General features: G+C 40.7%; 22 protein-coding genes. 8 read left to right on the top strand and 14 right to left on the bottom strand.

Annotated elements, in window-relative coordinates:
* From HMAT_RS27410 to HMAT_RS08435, 5 genes are all read right to left on the bottom strand, one after another.
* On the bottom strand, nt 1-157 hold a 157-nt coding region (locus tag HMAT_RS27410), incomplete at its 3' end, for a DnaJ domain-containing protein (RefSeq protein ID WP_233789295.1).
* 10 nt (nt 158-167) lie between these two features.
* Nucleotides 168-716, bottom strand: a complete 549-nt coding sequence (locus tag HMAT_RS08450) for a nucleotide exchange factor GrpE (RefSeq protein ID WP_104382297.1) — start codon at nt 714-716, stop codon at nt 168-170.
* Nucleotides 717-874: 158 nt separating this feature from the next.
* The gene (locus tag HMAT_RS08445; protein WP_104382296.1) at nt 875-1555 is read right to left on the bottom strand and encodes a cell division ATP-binding protein FtsE; all 681 of its coding nucleotides are present in this window, start codon (nt 1553-1555) and stop codon (nt 875-877) included.
* Between the two features lie 5 nt (nt 1556-1560).
* Entirely contained in the window at nt 1561-1764 is a 204-nt protein-coding gene (locus HMAT_RS08440; protein ID WP_104382295.1) for a fructose-6-phosphate aldolase, read from the bottom strand.
* A 55-nt stretch (nt 1765-1819) separates the two neighbouring features.
* The gene (locus tag HMAT_RS08435; protein WP_104382294.1) at nt 1820-2833 is read right to left on the bottom strand and encodes an acyl-CoA reductase; all 1014 of its coding nucleotides are present in this window, start codon (nt 2831-2833) and stop codon (nt 1820-1822) included.
* Nucleotides 2834-2990: 157 nt separating this feature from the next.
* Here HMAT_RS08435 and HMAT_RS08430 point away from each other — a divergent pair, with 157 nt between their 5' ends.
* Both HMAT_RS08430 and HMAT_RS08425 read left to right on the top strand, forming a co-directional pair.
* Nucleotides 2991-3341 (top strand): 4Fe-4S dicluster domain-containing protein, encoded by a 351-nt coding sequence (locus tag HMAT_RS08430; RefSeq protein WP_046672889.1) that lies wholly within the window; start codon nt 2991-2993, stop codon nt 3339-3341.
* A gap of 175 nt (nt 3342-3516) precedes the next feature.
* Entirely contained in the window at nt 3517-4953 is a 1437-nt protein-coding gene (locus HMAT_RS08425; RefSeq protein ID WP_104382293.1) for a dicarboxylate/amino acid:cation symporter, read from the top strand.
* Nucleotides 4954-5036: 83 nt separating this feature from the next.
* Here HMAT_RS08425 and HMAT_RS08420 read toward each other — a convergent pair whose 3' ends face one another.
* The 9 genes from HMAT_RS08420 to HMAT_RS08380 all read right to left on the bottom strand — a co-directional run bounded on the left by HMAT_RS08420 (nt 5037) and on the right by HMAT_RS08380 (nt 15075).
* Complete coding sequence (locus HMAT_RS08420) at nt 5037-5417, bottom strand: YchJ family protein (protein WP_233789152.1); 381 nt, start codon at nt 5415-5417, stop codon at nt 5037-5039.
* A gap of 12 nt (nt 5418-5429) precedes the next feature.
* A complete protein-coding gene (metQ, locus tag HMAT_RS08415) occupies nt 5430-6242 on the bottom strand; it encodes a methionine ABC transporter substrate-binding lipoprotein MetQ (RefSeq protein ID WP_104382292.1) in 813 nt (270 codons plus the stop codon).
* Nucleotides 6243-6257: 15 nt separating this feature from the next.
* Complete coding sequence (gene metI / locus HMAT_RS08410) at nt 6258-6911, bottom strand: methionine ABC transporter permease MetI (protein ID WP_104382291.1); 654 nt, start codon at nt 6909-6911, stop codon at nt 6258-6260.
* Nucleotides 6904-7923, bottom strand: coding sequence for a methionine ABC transporter ATP-binding protein (locus HMAT_RS08405; protein WP_104382290.1), 1020 nt, complete (start codon nt 7921-7923; stop codon nt 6904-6906). Before HMAT_RS08405 ends, metI begins: the two co-directional genes overlap by 8 nt.
* A 168-nt stretch (nt 7924-8091) precedes the next feature.
* Nucleotides 8092-8952: a fumarylacetoacetate hydrolase family protein gene (locus tag HMAT_RS08400; protein ID WP_104382289.1), complete on the bottom strand. Its 861-nt coding sequence runs from the start codon at nt 8950-8952 to the stop codon at nt 8092-8094.
* A gap of 58 nt (nt 8953-9010) precedes the next feature.
* On the bottom strand, nt 9011-9943 hold the full coding sequence (locus HMAT_RS08395) for a TIGR01777 family oxidoreductase (protein WP_104382288.1): 933 nt from the start codon (nt 9941-9943) through the stop codon (nt 9011-9013).
* Nucleotides 9944-10231: 288 nt separating this feature from the next.
* Nucleotides 10232-11077 carry a DUF3347 domain-containing protein gene (locus HMAT_RS08390; protein WP_104382287.1) on the bottom strand — a complete coding sequence of 282 codons (846 nt, stop codon included), beginning with the start codon at nt 11075-11077 and terminating at the stop codon, nt 10232-10234.
* Between the two features lie 701 nt (nt 11078-11778).
* Nucleotides 11779-14154 (bottom strand): hypothetical protein, encoded by a 2376-nt coding sequence (locus HMAT_RS08385; protein ID WP_104382286.1) that lies wholly within the window; start codon nt 14152-14154, stop codon nt 11779-11781.
* A gap of 51 nt (nt 14155-14205) precedes the next feature.
* Entirely contained in the window at nt 14206-15075 is an 870-nt protein-coding gene (locus HMAT_RS08380) for an SH3 domain-containing protein (protein WP_104382285.1), read from the bottom strand.
* A 241-nt stretch (nt 15076-15316) separates the two neighbouring features.
* Here HMAT_RS08380 and HMAT_RS08375 point away from each other — a divergent pair, with 241 nt between their 5' ends.
* The 6 genes from HMAT_RS08375 to HMAT_RS08350 all read left to right on the top strand — a co-directional run bounded on the left by HMAT_RS08375 (nt 15317) and on the right by HMAT_RS08350 (nt 24385).
* Nucleotides 15317-17332, top strand: coding sequence for a recombinase (locus HMAT_RS08375; RefSeq protein ID WP_104382284.1), 2016 nt, complete (start codon nt 15317-15319; stop codon nt 17330-17332).
* Between the two features lie 79 nt (nt 17333-17411).
* Nucleotides 17412-17900, top strand: a complete 489-nt coding sequence (locus tag HMAT_RS08370; RefSeq protein WP_104382283.1) for a YdcF family protein — start codon at nt 17412-17414, stop codon at nt 17898-17900.
* Nucleotides 17901-18175: 275 nt separating this feature from the next.
* On the top strand, nt 18176-18394 hold the full coding sequence (locus HMAT_RS08365; protein ID WP_104382282.1) for a hypothetical protein: 219 nt from the start codon (nt 18176-18178) through the stop codon (nt 18392-18394).
* Nucleotides 18395-18445: 51 nt separating this feature from the next.
* A complete protein-coding gene (locus tag HMAT_RS27735) occupies nt 18446-18862 on the top strand; it encodes an ATP-binding protein (protein ID WP_371412045.1) in 417 nt (138 codons plus the stop codon).
* 794 nt (nt 18863-19656) lie between these two features.
* The gene (locus tag HMAT_RS08355; RefSeq protein WP_199768571.1) at nt 19657-22764 is read left to right on the top strand and encodes a TonB-dependent receptor; all 3108 of its coding nucleotides are present in this window, start codon (nt 19657-19659) and stop codon (nt 22762-22764) included.
* 16 nt (nt 22765-22780) lie between these two features.
* Complete coding sequence (locus HMAT_RS08350; protein WP_104382281.1) at nt 22781-24385, top strand: RagB/SusD family nutrient uptake outer membrane protein; 1605 nt, start codon at nt 22781-22783, stop codon at nt 24383-24385.
* Nucleotides 24386-24405 lie beyond the last annotated feature (20 nt).

Raw genomic sequence — 24405 nt, 5'->3', positions numbered from 1 at the left:
CCTCAGCAGCTTCCTTAAATTTTTCCTCAGCTTCATGGTCGCCGGGATTTTTATCCGGGTGATATTTAATCGCTAATTTGCGATAGGCTGATTTAATCTCCTTCTCGTCGGCTGAACGCGCGACACCAAGTATATCGTAATAATCTCTTTTTGACATCGTCTTACTATTATTGACCTATAACTACTTTCGCGTGACGAATCACTTTGTCACCTAGGTAGTACCCTTTTTCGATTACGTCCACTACTTTATTTTTTAAATCTGCCGTTGGTGCTGGAATAGAGGTAATGGCTTCTTGCAATTCAGGATCAAATGCTTGACCGACTGTTTCCATTTCTTTTAACCCCAATTGAGACAATGTTTGTCTTAGTTTGTTGTTGACGATATCCATTCCCGTTTTAACAGATGCCACATCTGTGGCAGTTTCCATTGCATTTAGGGCACGGTCAAAATCATCCAAAGTAGGTAATAACTTTCCGATCACATCTTTTCCCGCTGATTGAATCAATTCAACACGCTCTTTGCTTGTACGTTTTCTGTAATTGTCAAATTCAGCAGATAGACGAATGTATTTATCCTTTGCCTCTGCCAATTCGGCTGCCAGCTTCTCTTCAGGAGACAATTCTACCTGATTTTCCGAAGGCTGCTCTTGTTGATCAGAAGAATTAGTTTCTACTTGATCTTGACTCTCATCATAATAATTATCTTGCTCATTCATATCTTCAATGCTAAAATAGATTCAAAAATTTACTATATCTTCCTTTGTCAAAGTTTTTGCCAAACAATAAAATTCCGACAGCTTGTCAGATTTTATTAAAAAAGCCTAACAATTTGTCGGAATTTGCAAAAATGTCTCTTTAATTGTCAGTTTTTCGTTTAGATGCTGACATCATCCTGTAGAATACCATCCCCAGTTTTAATTATCCGGGATGGCATATTGCGAATAATGGTATAATCGTGGGTGGCCATTAAAATTGCAGTCCCAGAATTGGCAATGTCACGCAGTAGAAGGACAATTTCCTCCGAAGTCGCCGGATCCAGATTACCGGTAGGCTCATCCGCCAAAATGATCTCCGGATTATTGAGCAATGCGCGAGCAATAACAATCCGCTGTTGTTCACCTCCTGAAAGCTCATGGGGCATTTTCTTTAATTTGGAGCGAAGTCCGACTTTTTCCAATACATCCAGGATGCGACTATCAATCATTTTTTTGTCTTTCCAGCCTGTCGCCTTTAGGGCAAACTCCAGGTTCTTCTCTATCGTCCGGTCGGAGAGTAAATGAAAGTCCTGAAAGACAATTCCCAATTTCCTGCGTAAATAGGGGACATCATTTTCATGAAGCTTTTTGAGGTCAAACCCCGCGATCATTCCTTCGCCACTGCCGATATATAAATCGCCGTAGATGATTTTTAATAAACTACTTTTTCCGCTGCCAGACTGTCCGATAAGGTAGAGAAATTCACCCTTCCCGATGTTTAAATTGACATTGGATAATACTAAATGTTTCTGTTGAAAGATATCAACGTTCTTTAATGTAATTACTTTATTTTCAATCATGGGCGTTAAAACTCTAATTTTTTAATTTGACCAAAAGGCAATTCTTTCACCAATTGCATGATATATTCCGCCTTTTCTCCCAATCCGATTTTGTCAAGGGATTTGTCCGGTCGATCCACTCTAAAATATGCCAACAAGGTGAAGGCATCATCTCGCAGCTGTACATAGTCGGGGATTTTGGCGACACCTCTTACTTTAATGATATACATGATTTCAAAGTTAGTATTTTTAATGCAATTTCTGTACTATGAATTTAACGGAAGCTTACTGGTTTGCAAATAGAAAGTCCAAGGTATTTATTCCGTCAGCATAATCATCCAGGGCCGGACATTGACTTTCTCCAAAATGAAAGACTGGCGGCTGAATGTTCAATTGCACTTCGGAGACCACACATTGGATGTTTTCAGCTTGTTGATTCAGCTCATTCTCGACATCTGCAAGGTTGTTGTATTCCTCGTAATAAACAACAGATAGCGGAGATGCTGTACGCTGATCCTGTTTGAGCAATAGAAAACCATTGTCAAAATGTTTATCTCCATTGATCAGATAGATGGATTTATTATAGTCGTAATTGTTATTGTACTTATAGTGGTCGGCCACATTTTTAAAATCCGCTATACCTTCAAAAAAATGGGAAACATGATAATCTTTTGGAATAAAAATTTTGGAAACTGAACGACAGCCGAGTCCAAAATAATCAAAGATATCGTGTCCCAAAGCTTGTAGTTGTGCGGCGGATTCCGTACCTGTAATGACACCAACGCTATTTCTGTTGCGACGGATAATATGCGGCTTAGCGCCAAAATAGTAATCGAAATAACGGGCCGTATTGTTTGATCCCGTCGCAATGACGAGATCAAAGTCTTTGAGTTTATCTACAATTTCAAAAGTTGTTTCAAAAGCTGGTTCGATCTGTTTTAGACGATTGAGTACATAGGTCGTTAAACCAGCATCATCTGAGGACACCTTAACTTTTGCCTTAAACCCACTGATTAATACACAAAGGATATCATGAAAACCAACCAGTGGAATATTTCCGGCCAGAACCAAGCCTACTGTTTTAGCTGACTCGCTATCCGGATAGTCCTGTAGCCAGTGACCAAGCTGCTCTTCGGTTAAGTTGGAAGCAATCGCATGAAGGGCACTTTCAACATTTTTTATGGTATACCAAGGGTTTTTATGTTGGGCCAGTTGGATGATCTGAGTAAGATCTTCAGGCTGCTTTTTCAACAGTTCACCCAGTTTTACAAACGCATTTATTCGTTGTTGCTTTGTCAAAATATTAAATTTTTAAAAGATGAATACACAAATTTGTGTTATATTTGTGCTGTTAACATTAATCAACGTGAATCAACTAGCCTTATTGTACAATCAGACTTTGTTTTCATATTGATAATGCAAAAATAGTTTATTTATCATAATTGTGAGGTTATAAATGGCGATTAAAATTACAGACGAATGCATTAACTGTGGTGCTTGCGAACCGGAATGCCCAAATAATGCAATATACGATGCTGGTGTAACTTGGAAATTCTCAGATGGGACTGCTTTGGATGGTGTTATAGATTTTGGTGATGGCGTTACGCTGGATGCGAATGAATCACAGGAAGCGATCTCAAATGAAGTCTATTATATTGTTTCAGATAAATGTACGGAGTGCGTAGGTTTCCACGATGAACCTCAATGTGCTGCTGTTTGTCCGGTAGATTGTTGTGTGGATGACGAAGATGTACGTGAATCTAACGATGAGCTATTAGCGAAAAAAGCTTGGTTACACGCGGAATAATTTTTTGATTCCGTTAAAATATAAAGCAGGATAAGAAATTATCCTGCTTTTTTTATGCTCCTGCATTTCTGAGAAATCGGTATTTTGTTGTGAAACAGGGCCGATTTAAATAATAATATTTGCAAAAGCATAGGATTTTTTTATTTTTGTTCTTTTGACCATTAAAATCTTTTAAATGTTAAAAACCAAAATAGGGTTAATCACCCTGATCACAGTTACATTAGCTTGTATCATTGCTGTATTATACGAATTTGATGTTGTAGGCTTTTCGCATGAATTTCTAATGGCTGTCCGTTGGATAGTTGCCACCGTTTTGGTTGTCAATGCGCTTTATAAGAAAAATTTGACCACTTGGATACTTACTTGTATGATCCTGGGCATTTTTGTTGGCCTGGATTTTCCCAACCTGGCAATCTCTTTGCAACCATTGAGCAAAGGTTTCATCAAACTAGTAAAAACAATTGTTGGACCCATTCTTTTTGCTACATTGGTTTATGGGATTGCAGGGCACTCTGACCTAAAACAGGTAGGACGTATGGCCTGGAAGTCTATGCTGTATTTCTTCTGTGCAACGACCTGTGCTATTTTTATTGGTTTAGGTGCCATTAATCTGACTCGTGCAGGAGTGGGAGTGGATGTCGCACATATGCCACATGAAGAGCTGCCAGCACCTAAAGAAAGTATGGATGAACATGTCTTGAAGTCACTGCCCGACAATGTACATCCTGTCTATAAATTTACCTCATTTATCCGTGACCTTTTTCCGGAGAATATCGTAAAATCTGTTGCCGATAATCAGGTGCTACAAATTGTTGTCTTTTCGGTGCTTTTCGGAATCGGGCTTGCCATGGTGGATGAGAAGAAGCGGAAACCGCTGGTGGATTTTACGGAAAGTATGTCTGAGACAATGTTTAAATTCACAAACATCATTATGTATTTTGCACCGGTCGGTGTTGGTGCTGCAATGGCATACACGGTGGGACATCTTGGTGTTGATATTTTGAAAAACCTATTTATGCTGCTGGCAACATTGTATTTCGCTTTGTTTTGCTTTTTGACTTTGGTACTGCTTCCTGTAGCACTTTATTTAAAAATTCCTGTCAGACGTTTTATCAATGCCATTAAAGAACCTGTCTCGATTGCTTTCGCTACAACAAGTTCGGACGCTGCTTTGCCTAAAGCAATGAGTGCAATGGAAAAATTTGGCGTTCCGCGTAAGATCGTTTCATTTGTTATCCCGACAGGCTATAGTTTTAACCTGGATGGCACTTCGCTGTATTTATCGTTGGCTGCAATTTTTGTTGCGCAGGCAGCCGGTATTCACTTGTCGTTTGGACATCAGCTCATGATTGCCTTTACGTTAATGATTACCTCTAAGGGCGTGGCAGCAGTGCCTCGTGCTTCGTTAATTATCCTAATTGCGACGGCTGATCAGTTTGGTCTGCCAACCTTTGTTATCGCCGCGATTCTGGGTATAGACGAGTTGATGGATATGGCACGCACTTCGGTTAACGTTGTTGGGAATTGTCTTGCAACGGTAGTTGTCGCGAAGTGGGAGGGTGAGTTTGATGAAGAAGCGCCTTACCGCGAAGATTCGGAAGAATTGGTTTAAGATGCTCGACATAACATACATAAAAAAGCTGCGTTAACAGAAATGTTAACGCAGCTTTTTTATGTAAAATCCTAGTAGACAGTTTATCGGCCATCTACATAATACCAAAGGTTGCCTTGCCGTTTAAATGTCGACTTTTCATGATGGATCTGTACTTGCAGCGTTGAATCCAGGTAATGTGCCTCAAATTCTACCGTGGAAAATGTTGCTTTTATAATATTCAGCTGCATCCACTTATTTTCTTGCGCCCATTGCTGAATCGCATCCTTGTGTTGGAATCTTCGTGTGGTCGGGTGGAATGTGTTGTATAAAAAGTCAATGTTCCCTACAGCAAAAGCACTGTAGCGTGCCCGCATAAGTGCTTCGGCAGTTGTTGCTTTGCCCTGGTTGCTGTGTACTAGCTGACAGCATTCTGTAAAAGTAAGTCCTGAGCCACAAGGGCAAGAAAGAGTTGTTTCAATCACGCTTTTTAGGGTTTACCAGCCTTTAATGGCGCCATTTTTAAAGACCTTTTTTGCTGTTGCTTCTACTTCCGGAGATTGATAGGACTGTATAAACTGCTGTACTTTTTCGTCATTTTTATTATCTGCCCGTGCGACGATTAAGTTGACATAAGGGGATTCCTTATCCTCTGTAAATAAACCTTCTTTTTCAGGGTCTAGTCCAGCCTGTGACGCAAAGCTATTATTGATAATCGCTATTGCAACCTGAGGATCATCAAGTACGCGGGGTAGCTGTGGAGCTTCCATCTCAATAATTTTGACCTGCTTCGGATTGCTGACAATATCTGTCACTTTTGGTTGTATACCTACATTCTCTTTTAAACCGATGATTCCCTCACGTTGGAGCAACAAGAGTGCACGTCCACCGTTTGTTGGATCATTTGGAATAGCGATGCTTGCTCCCGGTTGGAGCGCTGTAATCGTCTTGATCTTTTTGGAATAAGCGACAATCGGAAATACAAAGGTATTGCCGACGATGGTTAATTTGGTAAAGCCACGTTGTTTGGACTGTTCCTGTAGATAAGGCTGGTGCTGAAACACATTGACATCTATATCACCCTGATTCAAGGCTTCATTTGGAACAACGTAATCATTGAAGGAAACCAGTTCCACATCCAGATTGAACTTTTCTTTTGCAACTTTCTTAGCCGTTTCAGCAAGTTCCTTTTCAGGACCTGTTACCACACCAACTTTAAGGATATTTTCCTTCTTTTCCCTGTTATTACAAGCTACAATAGTCGTCAGACTAAAGGCAAAGATCGCAAATGCATAGTTCAATTTTTTCATATGATACAATTAATGTTAACGATGGTTTACTTTTTTTGATATGTAATCACCTGTATACTGCAACAGGAATACGATTAAAATTAATAAAATAAGAACAGAATTCATGATAAAGGTGTCATAACCTACATAGCCATACTGATAACCAATCTGTCCTAGTCCCCCAGCTCCAACGGCACCGCCCATTGCCGAATAACCCACAAGTGTAATTAAGGTGATCGTCGCATTGTTGACCAGTGATGGGAGCGCCTCGGGGAGCAGCACTTTGAAGATAACCTGCTGTGTGCTCGCACCCATGGCTCTGGCGGCTTCAATTAAGCCATTGGGAATCTCCAGTAAGCTGTTTTCCACCAATCGCGCGATAAATGGTGCTGCGCCAATACTTAAGGGGACCAATGCTGCCGACATACCTATTGATGTTCCTACAAGCTGACGTGTAAATGGAATCATCCAGACAATAAGAATAATGAATGGAATAGATCTGAACACGTTCACTAAGAGCGAAACAATCTGATGCATGGTTTTGTTTTCCAGCAGCTGATGTTTCCGTGTGAGGAAGAGATAGATTCCAAGTGGAAGCCCGATTACAAATCCAAAAAAGCCCGACAGGAAAGTCATCATAAGTGTTTCGAGCGTTCCCGATAAAAGTAAATCCAGTACTTGATCAGACATAACCTAGTATTTTAGTTTGCGGATGCTGTTCTTTTAAATAAGAGAGACTCGCTGTTATATTTTCGATATCGCCAGACAATTCAGCTAATATAACGCCGAATTTCATTTCCCCGACGTAGTCGATCTGTGCTGTGATAATATTTGTTTTAACCTGAAATTGCTGTTCCAATTGTTGAATAAAAGGAATAGACTCTTCGCTCGATGTGATGTAAATCTCAACAAGAGGATTTCCCTCGGCCTTTAATCGCTCCTGAAAACCTAAAGGAATATCAACCTGCAGCGCGGACTGTATAAAATTTTGGGTAGTTTCCTGCTGTGGGTTTGCAAAAATCATTTCAACCGAACCACTTTCAATTAAAGTTCCATGATCCAGGACGGCGACTTGGTCACATATTCTTTTGATCACATCCATTTCATGGGTGATCAATAAGATGGTAAGTCCCAGTTGTTTATTGATTTTTTTTAATAAAGTAAGGATAGATTTTGTTGTTGCAGGATCCAATGCGCTGGTCGCTTCATCACAAAGTAGAATATGTGGATCATTGGCCAGAGCACGGGCTATAGCAACCCGTTGTTTTTGTCCTCCGGACAGGTTAGCCGGATAGCTTTCGGCTTTGTCTTCCAGGCCTACCAAGTGCAGTAACTCGGAAACTTTTTGGCGGATAGACGTTTTTGATTTGCCTTCAAGCTGCAATGGAAAAGAGATGTTTTCAAAGACAGTTAGCGACGACAGCAAATTGAAATGCTGAAAGATCATTCCAATTTTTCTCCGTTTCATCATTAAGTCTTTGGAAGACATGGACATCAAGTCTTCATTCTCAATAATGACTTGACCAGTATCTGGTCTTTCCAAAAGATTGACGCAGCGGATCAGTGTACTTTTTCCGGCACCGGAAGCTCCTATGACACCAAATATTTCTCCTTTATCGATGAACAGAGAAATATTTTTCAATGCATCGATTCGTCTGGATTTGACCTGGAATGATTTAGATATGTTGTTTAGTTGAATCATTGACCCTCTAGGGATTTATGCATTTATGTTAACAAAGTGGATGTCGATATAAATGTACATAAATGCAGTTGATAAATTACAATGAAATGACGAAAAAAAATGGCTATTGATCCGGTCTTTCCAGACTTCAATTACTGTCCGAAAAGACCGGTCTATAGGAACAGATTTTTAGGATAAGGAGTAAGCTGATACAACTTGTTTTCCAGATCCAAGTCCTTCTATGCCGTATTCAATTATATCTCCATCGCGGAGGAATCGTTGTGGGGATTTTCCCATCCCAGAGCCTGCTGGCGACCCTGTTGAGATAATGTCACCTGGAAGAAGGGACATAAACTGGCTTAAATACGATATCAGTTTCGGCACACGGTAAATAAAATCGCTTGTATTACCATTTTGCATCAGTTCACCGTTTAATTTGAGCCAGATTCTCATGTTATCTACATCTTGAATTTCATCTTTGGTGGCAATGAACGGACCAATAGGAGCGAATGTATCGCAACCTTTACCTTTGTCCCAGGTGCCACCTCTTTCGATCTGAAACTCCCGTTCAGTCACATCGTTATGTAATACATAGCCAAAAACATAATCCAGCGCTTCTTCTTCACTGACATAGGAAGCTTTCTTGCCGATAACGATAGCAAGTTCGGTTTCCCAATCGGATTTCACGGAATTTTTAGGTAATGTAATACCATCGAAAGGCCCATTAAATGCAGAAACCGATTTCATGAATACAATAGGTTCTGCCGCTTGTTGCAAGTTGGTCTCCTTGACGTGATCGTCGAAGTTAAGTCCAACACAAAGAATTTTGGAAGGAGTTTCTAAAGGAGTGCCGATACGTTCATTCGCATCGATTTCTTTTAGGGTTTCGCTATTCTTTTCTACATATGTCTGAAGTTTCTCCAAATTTGCCGGATTTGCAAAGAAATCACGGTTATATTGAAAATTTCCTTCTGAAACATCATATTTCTTTTCATTTAAAATGACTCCCGCCTTTTCGGAGCCCTTTGCGCCATATCTAAAAATCTTCATAAGCCGCAAATATACGGATTTTGTCCCGAAAAGGCTTGAAATTAACCGGAATTAACAATTAACCAATGTGTAAATTATCTATACAATTATTGTCCAAAGTCGGATATTTAAACGGAAATTTCTCATTAAGGATCTTTTTATTGCTCACGCGGGTTCCGTTGAGTACCATTTCCTGTCCTTTTTTTCCAAGAAATAGCCTAATCAAAAATGCGGGTACAGGAATAGGAAGGTACAGTATGCCATATCGCCGTCTTGCAATCCGTTTAGTGAACTGGCCAATCGGCATAGGTTCGGACGAACAGGCATTGTAAACGCCAGCGACAGCATTGTTTTGTATGGCAAATAGAAGCATTCGGGTAAGATCCTCCATGTGGATCCAGCTCAGCACCTGTTTGCCCGATCCCAAAATGGGACTTAGCCGAAAACGTAACAACTGATTGATCTCTTTCAACATACCCTGGTCTTTGCTGAGCACAACTCCGAATCGAAAGACGACGAGTCTTTTTCCAAGGGTTTCGATAGGTTTGACACTACCTTCCCAAAGGTTGCAGACCCAGGATAAAAAATCGCCGCCCTGAGGATCACCTTCTTCAAATGGCTTTTTTTGATAGCTGTCATCGGCTCCATACCAACCGATCGCTGATGCTGATATAACGGCCTTTACCTGATTTGGAATCTGTTTTAATGTCTGATAAATCAGCTGCCCACTCTCTACACGGCTGGATATAATTTCTTGTTGATACGCTTTGCTCCATCGTGCGGCATTGAGATTGGCGCCAGCTAAATTGATGATGTAATCAGCCTCCTGGATTGATCTTATATCAACGATTTGCTTTTTCGGGTTCCAGTCGACATACCGAACGTTATGTTGTGCCGGATGAGCCTTTGGATCTCTTGTGAAGATGATTACTTCATAGAAATTGGCGACCAGCAATTTTGTCAAATGAAGGCCAACAGCGCCTGTTCCTCCTGTAATAATTACTTTTTCCATGGATTAAATTTCATCTTATTTGATCACGATATCTCTATTGTCCTCCTTAATTATCTCTTGTGCGATTAGCCTGATGCTCCTTCTAATATACTATTTTGAATTAATAAAAGAAGCTATAATTTAAGGTTTATCCTTTGAAATAATCTGTTTTTAAGGATTTCGTTTGGTAATTTATATTTCCGAGTCAACATGGGGTAGCTAATTTGGAAGATATCATAAAAAAGGCCCGTCTGCGTTGCGGACGAACCTTTTGGTATGTATACTGATCTCTTTGAAATGCTGGTCTCTTTATTGTAAAGTTTGGATTGTACTTCCGCAAGTCAGCATCTGGGCACCATAATATGGATTTTTGACGTCTTTATTGAGGCTCAACCAGGTTGCACCTTTGCCACCGTTAAACATGGGGCATTTTTGTTGATAAACCGGAAGTGCAGGTTTAGAACTTTTTGCCAACTTATAGACAACTTCAGAGAGCGATGCAAATGCTACACGTTGTTTCGCAAGATCTTTTGCCTCCTGGAGCGCTTTCGCATGTTGCGTAATGGCGTTTGCTTGTGCTTTCCACACTTGTTGCTCGTCAGCGGTTAAGTCAGACGATTTCAACTTCGTTATCAAATTTGAAAGTTTTGCTGCACCTGTAGCGACAGTCTTTTGATCAGAGGCAACCAGCGCATCTTTCAACTGGAAATACTGATCGTAAATAGCTTGGAAGTTACCCGCTTTAATGACAGATGATGCTCCTGTGCTTTCTTCTTTGCTTTCAGGAGTATTTTCGGGGTTGGCGGGAGGGGCATTTAAAGTTCTGTCATATTGACAACAGCCATGTAGGTCTGCATAAGTTGCCGCCGGTGCGAGATATTTTTCATTGTCATAACCGGCAAGTGCAATATTTTTCAATACAGCATCCAATGAAGTTTTGCTGGCATCAAATGAGATATTTGCTGTTTGATTGTCTTCATTCCAATCGACCTTGGAATCAGCCGAGTTTCCAGCTTTTTCTATTGTTTTCTTGCACATGCCGCAATTGCCACTGATTTTTACGGTTTGTGTTGCCATGCTAGTATGCTGACCATAAGTAGTTATGCTCACGCAAAGAAGAAGTACAGCTGTTATGATATTATTTAGAATTCTCATGTATTCCAATTTTTAAAATATTTTGTTGATTTAATAGACTTTTAACCTGCTTTATCCGGTTCCTATTAGAGTTTTGAGATAGGTGTTTTTTGTACATGTATACCTCGATCTCCTTTTTTTAGGCGTAATAAGTTTATAATGAGCTTATTTTTGGCGGAACCCAGGGATAAAAGTAACCGTCCGAAGGGTAAACGGATAGCAAACTGCTGTATGATCTTTTTAAGAATGAAGAGGAAATTTTAGGAAGCTGTACGGGCACTGTCGAGACAGCCAAGACACTTGTTACAGAAGCACAGTGGCAGCTACAGTCACGACATTGCTTGTGATGCTGGCACATGCTTTTCTCCTTACCTTGGAACTTTTTACAGCAATTATTTTTTTTACGCCCAGATTCCGTACTGTCCATACGGCAAGTCTGAACTTTATTTTGATGACATGGTAACGCAACTATTGGCTTGAACCATAAGCAAATAAAAAGCAATAATCCGATTAGATGTTTCAGTCCGGTCACAGTTCAAAGATAAGTTTTTTTGAATAAGTATGAGATCCATTCTTATGTTGGTTCGTGCTTTTTTCCTTATTCATACCAGCATTGTTTCCAGAAAAAAGGGGGGCTGTATTGGATTTCAGTTGTTTCATAAAAAAAGCGCAGTAGAAAGTTTTGCTATCTACTACGCTTCTTTTCCTTATTTAGGATTTCGTTAGAATTTGAAATTTGATAGAAATCCGGGTTTCTTCCAAGTCTTTTTATATTCATCTGCCAGTGGGCTATGATCTGAATAAACCAGTACTTCGTTGAGCAGATTATGCGCTTTTTTTAGGTTTCCTGTTTTGTAATTGACAAGAGCTTCTGCTAGCTTTACAGACTCACAGTCATCATCATAACCCCATTCACCTTGTGCATAGATACCGTTAAAGATTATTACATTTCGGTTGACTTCGGCTAGGTTTTCCTGTTCCGCAAGTAGCATGATTCCGAATTTTAGCCAAAGTACATAATCTTCAGGATCCATGACTGTGGCGACCCAAGCGTCATCGCGTTGAAATATTTCTGCACCCGATCTAAATTCGGAGCGGAAGTAATGCCCTTTGATAATCAGATACAAAGTCTTTGCTCTATCAAAGTCATCGATGATAAATTCTTTTTTATTTTTGAGGTATTTTTTTGCAGCAGCTACAATAGCGCTATAGTCGGATATTTCATTGTATAGCTGCATGAGGATATACTGCGGTTGTGCTTCATGCGGATATTGCTGTGCCATATCTTCATAATAGTGGATACGGTAATCACGATCGTAGGGCTCGAGGATATCATAAATTATACCTTCCACACCATTTTTAGCAGCCTCAAAATCCCTATAATGATAGTCGTTCAGGGTAGGATGATTTATATAGAAATGATAAATGTGCTCCAGAAGATATTGTGCTTCTGCCTGTATATCAGCAGAAAGTCCCAGATGATAATTTACTTCAAGCTGATACACAAACATTTGATAGCAACTTGGGAATACTAAATCTGAGTCATCTTCATCGAATTGTTCTTCCATTTCCTCATCGCGCATTTCATCGAGGTCGCTCAAAGTGACTTGATATGTGTCGAAATATAGTATGAGGGCGTCTTTTAAACGTTCATAATCCTCCAATTTCGACAATGCATCTGTTCGTGTCTGATGTAGTTCTTCAAAATCTGAGTAGTTTAGCCCTTCAGTTGCGATTTGATAGCTATCTTCGAGGAGATCTACATTCTTTAATGCAATTGCCAGGTTATTGCAATTCATTGCACGATTGTGGCTTCCACCGAAATAATCACTTTCATATTTTCCTTGTTCGAAATAAGCCGCAAAGGCATCATAAGCCTGGCGATAAACGGTAAGGTAAAGGTGTCTCAGGGCCAGTGTGTCTTCAGCTGACAGGGTATCCAATGCATCGACAAAGTCAGATAGGTTAATTGCTTCATTATAGAGATCGCGTGGTAAGTCATCGAACGTCGGAACTTGCGCATATACGTCGCCTGTTGTTAAGTAGGTGCATTCGACAAGACGGCGCCAAGATGTTGCATTCCACTGTCTTTCGCCCAATTGTTGGAGGTAAGGTAACGCAGCTTGATGTTGTCCATCGTCATAAAGGTATGCGGCTGCAAAATGATAGCCTGCGTATAAGTCTGGATATTCGTCAATCAGTTTTAGTGCGTGTAGATAATAATAGTCTAGCGGTATCCCAATATCTTCGGAATAATTGCGTTCAATGATAAGCTGGTAATAGAACACCTCAGGGTTTTCATAACCGTCAGCGATAAGCTCTTCAAAGCGACCATGCCATTTGACCATTTCCGCATGGATATGGGCAGCTGAATTTTCGCCCTTAATAAGTTTTAATAATACTTTTAAGGCAAGATCTATCTCTTTGTTTTCATAAGCGATCTCTGCAAGGTCCACATATTGCATTTCACTGCCGCTGACAAAGCGATCAAATTGCTCTCCTATTAAAGCGGTTAGCGCTGTACCCGAAATCTGTTTGGTACGGTCCAAAAGATATATTTTTTTCATCCAGAATATGGAGAAATTTTGATCAGCAGCTTCGCGATTGTCTTTAAAAGTTTCATTGAAATAACCAATCCCCTCATCCAATAACGCTAATAGGGCTGTATCATCCTGGAGACTCTCATAAATGTCTGCAAGGAAACCGTAGCCATAGGGCGCCATTTTAGGTATGGCGATCAACTGTTTTGCATAGTGAATAAACTGGTCTTTGTTATCCTCGCGAATGTGTTTCCTCGGACGATTGATCAGGGCCATTGAAGCCTCATTACTTAGAACGTAGTTGAGCAGATGGTAAAGCGTTGTTTCGTTTTCAGGCTCCACGCTTAGAGCCTGCTGAAGATAGGGGATCATCTTCTCCTGGATGATATCAAAAACAGCTTCATGTCCTTCGTAGAATACCTGATCGTGATACGCGATAGCAAGATGTGTCCAAAGCGGCACATCCCGGTCGTTTTGTCTCAATTGATTTTCACCTTCAATGATAAATAGATCCAGCTGTCCACTGTAAAATAAATCGTATATATTTTGCTCTTCCATTCCTTGTTTTTCTTTTGTTGTTTTCCCTAATATGTTAAATTTTATTGAAAATTATTTCAATAGCGCGTGTTTTTTGAACTTATTGCCATCCCATTGAAAATGTTCTTCTCTTTTCGAAATGCGATAGTCGGGGTCTAAGGTATCATCATCTTTCGCTTCACCTTCTTCGATGTATTTATAGATCAACTGGTTGTTTCTTTTGTGTTCTGAGGGGAATAGGATTTTTTCGTCGTAGTAAAAGAAACTAGCATCACTAACGGAGTACCTACTGGGGAGATTGATCAATTTCTGACCAGTCCAGGCCATGTAATTATACTCCGTGGGAACCCCGCAGGCGCCTGATAAAAACTCCATTCGTAAGATCTGTTTTACATTATCTAAGCCCATTCCGGATAACAATTTACTTTGTGCGCTCAGCTGGCCTGCAAATGCAAATTTGTAGGACTGGCTCGCGATTAGCGAGTCTTTTGTATTCAATACTTTTAATTTGGTTAAAAAATACGCAGGTTCTTCGTCATTTCCCTGTTTGATAAAGCGGTCAAAACCGAATAAGTATTGAAAACCCTCCTTGTCGACTTGCTTACCAAGTGCCAATAAGCCAAGCCAGATAAAACCCTGTTTAAGTTCGCCATGCTTAAAGTAGCTGATCTGATACCAAGGAGCATAGAAATTTTTGATGATGTCACCTTTAATTGGATCGCTGGCAATGCTGACAGTAGCGCCATGGCTTAATGAATCTACTCGTTTTGAGCTGAGCCCGGGACCGGAACGGATGTAGGCCTTTTCAACAAAAATCGTGGTGGTTTGCCCTTTCTGTATATTCCAAAGATTAAAATCATCGTCGAATGAGATGCCATCCTGTGCTTTTAGCAGTATAGGGAATAAGCTTATGCATACAAGTGTGATATTTCTTAAATTCATTTTTGTCCTGTTCGCTGTTGCAAAAATAGCAGAATTTTTACGGAGGCTTATCACTGGTTTCAGGTATTTTCCTGCTTGAGATAGTGGTAGGGTGTGTGCTTCTTAACCTCCTTGCTTTACAACAAATGAGAGGAAATAGATTTTATATTTAAAACAATTTTGTGCTAAATATGGTATCTTAAGACGTTAAAGTTTATACAGGCTGTTCAAGTGGCCGCCGAAAAGCGAATAATCGAATTTTATGAAGAAAAAAATAGATCAGAAACAGCAAATAGCTGAACTGTTTGATCGCTATAGAAATCATCTGGATAATCCAGCATTTACAGAAATTGAACTTTTGGTTTCAATTGTAGCTATTATTCGTCCAAAAAGAGTTCAGTTATTTTATCATGTCGATATCCAGTTTTTTCTTGATTTTCTGAAGGAGTTGCCCGATGTAAGGCGTCAATTTGTTCAGTATCTCAAACGTGTTCTCTGTCGAAGAGATTTTGATCAATTGGTGTCCGATACGGGGATTATTAGTTATGCCGACTTTATTTATGAACTCAGAAAGCGAATAACGGAGCGCTACTTGCCTTATCAACCGGCGAAGTCAACCTTACAATATTTACTGAACCAGGTGTTTTATACCGTGAAAGACGCTGATTGGATATCAACGATTCCTACGGAGCAATTGCATGAGCTTTTTCGATTATGTGAATTCAATTCGATCTATGATGATGAAGCGGGTTTTGAAATGATTGAAATCTTATATGGTATAGAATTGCTGGTGCAGCGTATCACGGGGCGTGCCATGGAAACTGATGTGAATAAAATGGTGCCTGAGTTTCAGAACTTCGATAGTCCATTTATCGCAATCATGCGGGAGTTTACAGAGTTAAATGATCGTATTTTACAATCGGAGAAAAAATACATTACGACTGAAGATCTTTCGTACAAACAGTTGTTGGTGCTTCACAAGCAATGCGAAACTTATATAGAAACAGCTTTTAGTAATTCACATCGTTTCGGTATTTCTATTAAAGTGAACCAGTCCTTATTGCGAATTCGGCAACAGCTGGAGCGCATCAAGGAGATGCTCTCTTTTTTGGTTATTGATTCAGAATCCCAAAAAGAAGAGAAAAGCATTCAATTGGCGAAGACGTTGATTGGCTATAATTCAAGAAAAAGCAATATTCGGAAATTAATAGGGCAGAGTACACAATTGCTGGCTTACGAAATTACCCACCATACTGCCCAGACAGGGGAACATTATATTACATCAACCCATCAGGAGTATTGGAAGATGTTTCGTTCTGCCTGCGGCGGCGGTGTAATTGTGGGTGCGATGTGTATTGTAAAACTTTTATTTGGAAAAGTGGAGACAAGCGAATTCGGGCACGCATTTCTGTATAGCCTGAATTATGCGATCGGTTTTACGGTGATTTATCTTTTTGGCGCCACCTTGGCAACCAAGCAGCCGGCGATGACAGCTTCATCGCTTGTTAGTGCGATTGAACAGGGAGCTTCGGACCAAGGTGCTGACAGACACCGTTATTGGGTCTTTGCGCAATTTTTCGCACGTTTATTTCGTTCGCAGTTTATCGCTTTTGTTGGTAATGTGATTATGGCATTTCCCATTAGTCTGTTGTTAGTTTGGGGAATAGCGCAGCTGTCGGGTGTAAATATAGCAAGTGCAAAATGGCTACATCTGGTCGACGATTTAAATCCGACGAAGACTCCCGTTATCTTGCACGCTTCTATTGCAGGAGTGTTTTTATTTCTGTCAGGGATTATCGCTGGAAGTATCTCAAATCGAGATAAACATAATTCCGTTTACTACAGGATTCAGGAGCATCCTCTGCTGAAAAAGATATTTGGGAAAACGAAGACGGACAAGATTGCCTCTTTTTATGAAAAGAAATGGGCTGGTATTGTTTCCAATCTCTGGTTTGGTGTTTTCATGGGCTCAACGGCTTCCATTGGGATGTTTCTTGGTATTAATATCGATATTCGGCACATTACCTTTGCGAGCGGAAATCTGGCCCTGGGTTTATTTGGACATCGTATGGAGCTGTCCACGGATATCTGGATATGGGGAATTTTGGGTATCGGGATTATTGGGTTCTTTAATTTTCTGGTAAGCTTTGGTTTGTCATTGGTGCTCGCATTCCGTTCGCGAAACCTGTCCTCTAAGGAGCTGGCGAAAATGGCCAAGGCGGTGTGGATTTTTTTTAAGATGAATCCAAAATCGTTCTTTTTTCCGCCTAAAAATTAAGGAATTATTTTATTTGATATCCATCTTACAGCCATGCATATTGTTTTGTAGAATTACCTAATTTTTGTAGATTACAGTCATGAATAATATGATTATAGTCCTTGGTGCACCGAACGACGCACAGGGTAATTTGTCTCAGATCGCGCACGACAGACTACATTGTGCTTACAATTTATACTTGGCAAATCCCGGTTTTAAAATAGTATGTACTGGCGGGTTCGGAGCCCATTTCAATACGGCCGATCAACCACATTATTTTTATGCACATAAATTTTTAAGGGGGAAAGGTGTTGCGGAAAATGCGCTTATGGAAGGAGTTCTTTCAACCAATACCATAGCGGATTTTGAGTTGTCTAAAGCATTGGTCATGGATGCGAGTCCGGAGATTTTACTTGTAATAACATCTGATTTTCATATGGAAAGAGCCCGAATTTTGTACAGGCAATATATTGGCTATCCTAAAGTTGTATTTATTCCTGCTGTTTCATCATTATCTGAGGAGCAGTTAGCTCCACTTATAGCACATGAATCACGCGCGGTAAAAAAGTTACGGGAAGAAGAGATTTAAGGAATTGCACCTAAATGCAAAAAGCTCAACTAATGTTGAGCTTTTTTAGTCTTGGCGGAAGAGGCGGGATTCGAATTTCACGTTTCTTCATAATATTGCCTTTATTTTGTTTAAACTCAATTTTCAACACCAATCTCAGTAAGTTTTAGGCCCAAATTTGGTGCTGTTTTTGGTGCGTTTTTTTATTTATTGAATTTCTAATTTAAACATTTATTTACAAATATCCTAAATCGAAGTATCAAAAATACACCTAAGCCGATATTTTTAATGTGTGAATGTTTCTGTTAAATAGAAAAGTCCAATTGCAGTTGTCGACCAGAAATTTTACTGGTACCGGAACGAATATCCAATGGACATATACTTATGACCCGACATCAAAATTGCTGGCCCAAGTGGCATTGGTAAATGGAGATGGCAACAATTCGACCGTTGCTTATGTCTATGACACGTACAAACGCCTTTCATCCCAGACCGAAGATAATTCGTATGCGTAGTTCAGCAGAACATTTCTATGTGATGCATTCGGGAGAGTAAATAATACGAAGATCAAGGTCACGCATAAGCCGACATCGACATCGGTCGAAAAGACTGTTTTAACACAATATCAGAATGGTCTAAGACAACAGCTGAACCTTCCGGCAACTCCCGATGGGGGACATATCTTATGGCTTGAACGCCAGCAGCTGCTTATATTTGATGACTTCGCCATACAGCCCTTTGATGCGCAAAGCAGGGCTGCCCTGATGGAAATTATAGAAGATAGGCATGGAAAAACCTCCCTGATCATAACTTCCCAACTCCCAGTTAGCGCTTGGTATGAGGTGATAGGTGATAAGATTATCGCAGACGTGATATTGAACCGTATCGTTCACGATGCCCATAGAATGGAAATGAATGGAGAATCCATGAGAAAAAAACGATCTGTTCAGCTTGAAAATAAAACCAGAATAGATACGTATTAATTATTACTTTTGAAGACATTACTTCTACAGCACCAAAGCTAGCTTCGCCAGAAGATCAGGTGGTCAATTTGCCACGGAATAGCAGGGTCAGTTTATCCGAAGTCTATGCCTATGTTGAGAAGTAAGGGAAATATGGCCACAATTCGCAATGAATTTGATGATTTCATCAAATTGGTGTTTCAATAGCGGAAAATATTCCATTAAGTTTATCTTTTTTTTCTTTTAAAAATAGACTGGATAAATATCTAAAATATGCGTTAATAGCTAATTTAATCGACTGTATACATCAATTTAAAGATGTGAAATATTTATAATATTTCTTCGGAAGATTATAAATTAATATTGCTTTTTTTTGCGTTAAACTGTTTTCGCTTAGTGACCTGATCACAGTATTTTTATAGATGTATCAAAATGACCTTCTCTAATAGCTTTACTGTTTTTGATCTCAAAATAGGCTCCGGATCGATATCAATATGAATTACTCATGTCGAGCATAACAGGTTTTAAACATTTTTACCCTTCTTTTAAATATTCGTTGCAAAGCTCTTTTGCCGAAAGCTATAGCTTTGCTTTGTAACCAATTGTCAGATAACCGGTCGATTTCAACGCAATGATCCGGTAAACTACAATACTGATTTTTTAGGAAGCATCTTATTTGAAGCAAAGTATTTATGCATCGTGTCTTCGGGTACTTCTTAAAGTATTAAAACAACATAGGGAAATAACCAATATAAAAATAGATAACCAAGTAAGTGCCTTTAGGAGCTAAAGGACATTTATCTCAAACAAAGATTATGAACAAAAATTATGTCTCTTCTTTCTTTTGTTTTCCGAAAGAAAGGAATAAGAAAGTGAAGTGGTTGTTAATGGTTTCGATGTTAATGGCCATGGGACAGCTATCCGCGCAAGAAAAAGTCGTCCATGGGAAGATCTTAAATGATCAAGGAAAACCAATTATTGGAGCATCGATCAAAGTGAAGGATAAAACCCTCAGTACATCAACGAATGAGAAAGGTGAATTTATCCTTAAGCTGAATCCGGGAGAGGTCATCGTTGTATCCAACGTAGGTTATAATCGTGTTGAATACGTCATCGGCAATTCTTCGGAAATCAGCATTCCCCTTGTTGCGGCCGAAATTGCTGTGGACGAGGTGGTCGTGGTGGGCTATGGTAAGCAGAAAAAGGTCGATCTGACATCTTCTATTGCTGTAGTTGACACCAAAGATCTTGTAAAAGTACCCGGAGGTACAATAGCGACACTTCAGAGTGCTGTACCCGGGGTGCAGGTGACCAATGGTGCTATCCGCATCCGCGGCGTTGGGTCCATTAACGGAACAGATCCACTTTACGTGGTTGATGGGATGATCGGTGGAGCGATGCCCGACGAAAATAATATTGCAAGCATTCAGGTCTTAAAAGATGCTGCTTCGAGTGCTATTTATGGAGCCAGGGGGGCCAACGGCGTTATTTTGGTCACCACAAAACGAGGCAAAGCCGGAGATGTGAAGCTGGATTACAATGCTTTTGCTGGTATCAAAAATATTTCCCACAATGTGCCCCTGTTGAACGGACAGCAATTGGCCGAATTGATTAATGAGGAGATGTATAATAAGGATCCTTCACGTAAGGACTATTTGGCTGCGTTGTCCAAACCGTCTGCCATCGGTCAAGGGTATAATATGATGGATGAACTGCTACAGACGGGCAATTACCAACGGCACAATCTCTCGGTTTCTGGCGGTTCGCAAAATGCTAATTTTCGCCTGAGTGGTATTTATGCAACGGATAAATCCATTATTATTCAGGACAAAAACAAGTATTATGGTGCTCAATTTATCTCTGATTTTACCAAAGGAAAACTCAAGATAGGTGAAACGCTATCCTTGGGTTACACGCGCCGCAACTGGAGCGACAAAAATATCATCGATGCACAAAAGTGGTCTTCCACTTTACCTTTATATGATGCCAACAGTAGCACCGGATTTGCAGGGGCCGGCAATGGAACAGATGTGCAGAGTGCTTTAGCAAATGCTTATCTCAACAAAAACGTCAATGACAATTTTTCTGTCAATGGCAATGCTTGGGCTACCTATGAAATCATCAAAGGGCTGACCTATAAATTCAATATGGGGATAGACCTTAGCCGTATTAGAAATGAAGGTTACATTGGAAATTACTCGGTCGGACAATATCAGAATCACAGTCCGGATGAGCTCAATATTTCGAGTAGCCAGAATAACCGCTGGTTGTTTGAAAATACGCTGACTTATGAAAATAATTTCGGAAAACACGCAATTTCTGCTTTGGCAGGGATTACATCGGAAGAGTCCCGGTACAACGCCGTCAATGCTGGTGCCCGTGGTTTGCCCAGTCCCGATGTATTGATTCTTAACTCTGCCTCCTTGGCCAGCTCCCGTCTTGTGGGATCAAGCGTAGGCCAGTCGGCTATGTACTCCATGTTGGGCCGGGTCAATTACAACTACGACAATCGTTACTTGTTGACGTTTAATATGCGACGTGATGGTTCTGCTAACTTTAGCAACCAATACCGCTACGGGAATTTCCCCTCGGTATCGGCAGGCTGGCGGATCAGCCAGGAATCCTTTATGAAAGCTTTTCCTGCGATCAGCGAACTGAAGCTCCGCGGTAGTTATGGACTCCTTGGTAATTCGGATATTGCGCAATATCAATACCAACGAACGGTTAGTTTTGACCATGTCTGGTATTATCTAAACAATGTGATGGTCACGGGTGCCTTACCGCAAACTCCTTCCAATCCGAATGTTAAATGGGAAAGCCAATATTCCACTGACATCGGGCTAGATTTGGAACTGTTTAATCACAAACTGGCTTTGACGGTCGATTATTATAATAAGAAGACCGAAGATATGCTGATCAATGTGCCTATTTCGTTCACCGCAGGGTATGTCAATAACTTTCCCGTGCTGAATGCGGGCAGTATACGCAACCGCGGATGGGATATATTGGCGTCCTATAAAGATCAGTCAGGTAATTTCAGTTACCAGATAGGGGCTAATATCTCTTTTGTAAAAAACCGAGTATTGAGCTTGGGCAACAACAATGAAATCTTATGGGGAAGTATTGCTCCTGGAGGTGAAAATGTGACACGAACAGCGGTCGGCCGATCCGTAGGTGAATTTTGGGGGTATACCACCAATGGGTTATATACGAGTCAGGTACAATTGGATGCAGACAAAGCCTTTGCTCCAAACGCAGCACTCGGCGATGTCCGGTTTAATGACCGAAACGGAGACAAGGTTTTAAATGATCAGGATAAGGATTTTTTGGGAAGTCCGATACCTGATTTTAGTTACGGCTTCAATGCCGATTTAAGTTACCATAGCGCTGTAGGTACATTTGACCTGTCGATGATGTGGCAGGGGAGCAAGGGCAATGACATCTACAACAATAGCCGATATTGGGGGGAAGGGATGTATCATTATTACAATAATTTTGCGTCAACGCTCGACCGTTATCGCGCAGAGGAGCTGATCTTCAAAAATCCGCTGTCCGGTGAAACGACCGTTTATCCTAAAAATACAGATACAGACATTCCACGGGCTGTCTTAGGGGATCCCAATCAGAATCTAAGGGCGTCAAACAGGTTTGTGGAAGACGGTTCTTACCTAAGGCTGAAGGTGCTCAACATCGGCTATAGTTTTTCTAGCCCTACGCTCGAACGCTGGAAGATCGATCGCTTAAGATTTTACCTTGGCGCAAAGAACCTGCTGACCTTTACCAAATATTCCGGTTATGATCCCGAGGTGGGGTCGGGGGATACACGCTCCAATTTAAGCCGTGGAATCGATGGACAAACGCCATGGGGACTGAGCTTCCCGAATTCAAGAGAGTATTTTATGGGTATTCAAATTACATTCTAATTACTATTTCGATATCATGAACAGACACTATATAAAACTAGCTGTTGTTGCGCTGCTGCTACAGTTTTCGAGCTGTAAGCCAAATCTAGATCTCTCCAATCCGCAGGAATTGTCGACAGAGACTTATTATAAAACAGCAGATGAATTGGAAAATTCGGTCATTCCTGCGTATCAGGCGCTGGTGGGCCGTACTCAGGGGGGCTACGCCCGTAGTTTATACTACGAATTACTGGCCCCGGGAGATGATTATAATCATACTTTCAAATGGGAGCCCATGTACCAGGATACCTACAATACACCGGCTAGTGACGGAATGGCTGCACAGACCTGGAGAGATCTCTGGAATGGGGTGTTTGCGGCAAACCTGGCGATCGACCGTATAACAAATTTTACGGGTGAAATAGAACAGAATAGAAAAAATAGACTTTTGGGCGAAGCCTATTTCCTGCGGGCGCTGCATTATTTGCACCTCGGTATGCTTTTTGGAGAAACCATCCCGCTGATCAACAAGCCTGTTGAAACCAATGAAGATTACTATCCGGGCAATTCACAGGCTGGTGCTGTATACGCGCTGATCCTGGATGATTTTAAAAAGGCTTCCGAATTGTTGCCAACGCGGGCAGCGCTCTATGCTGATAGCAAAATGATCGGCCGGGCAACCAAAGGTGCCGCACAGGCCTATCTGGCAAAAACTTATCTCTATAAACCTATCCTGGCCAAAGGACAGGCAGCTGACTTTTCCAATGCCGAAGCGCAATTGAAAAGCGTGATTGATAGTAAGGAATATCAATTGATGTCTTCCTATCGAGATAATTTTTTGGAAAAGAAAGAGAACAATCAAGAATCTATTTTTGAGGTCCAGCTCTACAATGGACCTGGCTGGCTCGGGGATGATATATCGAGCTCATGGCGATGGCAGGAAATCGGTATGTTTGACGGCACAGGTGGTGCCTGGTGGAATCTGGCTCCCAATAAAATGGCTCACGATGAATTTGAAAATGGCGACCCTAGAAAATACATGACACTATGGTGCGAGGATGGTGCAAAGTTCACCCAATTGGACGGTAAGGTCACGGCCTATGCCGACTGGATGAAAAACCTGGCTACGAACAAAGACTTCTTTGGGACAAGAAAATATTGTCCGGATGTTCAGATAGCGGACTTTGATAACGGCAACAATGACCGGATTTTTCGCTATAGTGATGTGTTGCTACTTTATGCTGAGTGTCTAAACGAACGCGGAGATATTACCGGCGCGAAACAATATATCAACCTTGTCCGTACTCGTGCGAATAATATTGTCCCAGATGAGCAACCACACCTTTGGTATCAAAAATCGAAGGGGACAATTCCCGATGTAGATGGCTTAATTGCCCAGGGGTTGGTAAAAAATGGTATACCATTGAATACTGTCAAAAATATCATTGTACATGAACGATTTGTTGAATTTTTGGGAGAATATCAACGATATTTTGACCTACTGCGATGGGGGATGGCCAATCCAACCTGGCTGGAGCCACTGAAAAAAGGAGGCTGGTCTCCCAAAGCAATGTATTATCCTTTCCCGCAGTCCGAATTGGACAATAATAAAAATCTGAAAGGTAATGATATGAACAATTGATTTTGAGATTTAGGTGTTTT

The sequence above is a fragment of the Sphingobacterium sp. HMA12 genome, from assembly GCF_002933815.1.
In the GTDB taxonomy this organism is placed as follows: domain Bacteria; phylum Bacteroidota; class Bacteroidia; order Sphingobacteriales; family Sphingobacteriaceae; genus Sphingobacterium.
Note: the sequence above shows the minus strand (reverse complement) of the source record. Positions and strands in the feature narration are given on the sequence as shown.

Bases quoted from the DNA above. Each gene is read 5' to 3' on its own strand.
- HMAT_RS08450 (WP_104382297.1), bottom strand. From the start codon at position 716: ATGAATGAGCAAGATAATTATTATGATGAGAGTCAAGATCAAGTAGAA.
- HMAT_RS08445 (WP_104382296.1), bottom strand. From the start codon at position 1,555: ATGATTGAAAATAAAGTAATTACATTAAAGAACGTTGATATCTTTCAA.
- HMAT_RS08440 (WP_104382295.1), bottom strand. From the start codon at position 1,764: ATGTATATCATTAAAGTAAGAGGTGTCGCCAAAATCCCCGACTATGTA.
- HMAT_RS08430 (WP_046672889.1), top strand. From the start codon at position 2,991: ATGGCGATTAAAATTACAGACGAATGCATTAACTGTGGTGCTTGCGAA.
- HMAT_RS08425 (WP_104382293.1), top strand. From the start codon at position 3,517: ATGTTAAAAACCAAAATAGGGTTAATCACCCTGATCACAGTTACATTA.
- metQ (WP_104382292.1), bottom strand. From the start codon at position 6,242: ATGAAAAAATTGAACTATGCATTTGCGATCTTTGCCTTTAGTCTGACG.
- metI (WP_104382291.1), bottom strand. From the start codon at position 6,911: ATGTCTGATCAAGTACTGGATTTACTTTTATCGGGAACGCTCGAAACA.
- HMAT_RS08405 (WP_104382290.1), bottom strand. From the start codon at position 7,923: ATGATTCAACTAAACAACATATCTAAATCATTCCAGGTCAAATCCAGA.
- HMAT_RS08400 (WP_104382289.1), bottom strand. From the start codon at position 8,952: ATGAAGATTTTTAGATATGGCGCAAAGGGCTCCGAAAAGGCGGGAGTC.
- HMAT_RS08395 (WP_104382288.1), bottom strand. From the start codon at position 9,943: ATGGAAAAAGTAATTATTACAGGAGGAACAGGCGCTGTTGGCCTTCAT.
- HMAT_RS08390 (WP_104382287.1), bottom strand. From the start codon at position 11,077: ATGAGAATTCTAAATAATATCATAACAGCTGTACTTCTTCTTTGCGTG.
- HMAT_RS08385 (WP_104382286.1), bottom strand. From the start codon at position 14,154: ATGGAAGAGCAAAATATATACGATTTATTTTACAGTGGACAGCTGGAT.
- HMAT_RS08380 (WP_104382285.1), bottom strand. From the start codon at position 15,075: ATGAATTTAAGAAATATCACACTTGTATGCATAAGCTTATTCCCTATA.
- HMAT_RS08375 (WP_104382284.1), top strand. From the start codon at position 15,317: ATGAAGAAAAAAATAGATCAGAAACAGCAAATAGCTGAACTGTTTGAT.
- HMAT_RS08370 (WP_104382283.1), top strand. From the start codon at position 17,412: ATGAATAATATGATTATAGTCCTTGGTGCACCGAACGACGCACAGGGT.
- HMAT_RS08365 (WP_104382282.1), top strand. From the start codon at position 18,176: ATGTTTCTGTTAAATAGAAAAGTCCAATTGCAGTTGTCGACCAGAAAT.
- HMAT_RS08355 (WP_199768571.1), top strand. From the start codon at position 19,657: ATGAACAAAAATTATGTCTCTTCTTTCTTTTGTTTTCCGAAAGAAAGG.
- HMAT_RS08350 (WP_104382281.1), top strand. From the start codon at position 22,781: ATGAACAGACACTATATAAAACTAGCTGTTGTTGCGCTGCTGCTACAG.